General features: G+C 44.8%; 1 pseudogene. It reads right to left on the bottom strand.

The annotated features are described in order from the left end of the window. Positions 1–4 precede the first annotated feature (4 nt). A pseudogene (tnpA, locus tag NAZ64_RS22385) lies at positions 5–463 on the bottom strand (IS200/IS605-like element IS200F family transposase). Positions 464–549: the final 86 nt, after the last annotated feature.

Raw genomic sequence — 549 nt, 5'->3', positions numbered from 1 at the left:
TTCGTTACTTACGGCCCGTAAACGGGCTGCCCGGATAAGGGATCGATAATTGCTCACCCATTTTATCCTCTTCAAGCTGGTGCTTTATGTAGTCCTGTATCTTCGCCGTGTTCTTACCCACCGTATCGACATAGTACCCTCTGCACCAGAACTCCCTGTTCCTGTATTTGAATTTTAGATCCCCAAACTGCTCGTAAAGCATCAGACTACTTTTACCCTTCAGATATCCCATGAAGCTCGACACACTCATCTTCGGCGGGATCTCCAGAAGCATGTGAATATGATCTGCACAACATTCCGCTTCCAGAATTCGTACGTTTTTCCATTCACACAATTTTCTTAATATGCTGCCTACTGCCCTACGCTTCTATCCATAGAACGCTTGTCTTCGGTATTTGGGCGCGAAAACTATGTGATATTTACAGTTCCATCGGGTGTGCGCTAAGCTCTTTTCGTCCCCCATTGGGACCCCCTTTTGATTTCTTGTTGAACTTTTGCAGTTGCCAGACCGCAAGATGTTTTAACAAATCAAAAGGGGTTTTAATAACT

It is taken from the genome of Salmonella sp. A1325, from assembly GCF_056991255.1.
Note: the sequence above shows the minus strand (reverse complement) of the source record. Positions and strands in the feature narration are given on the sequence as shown.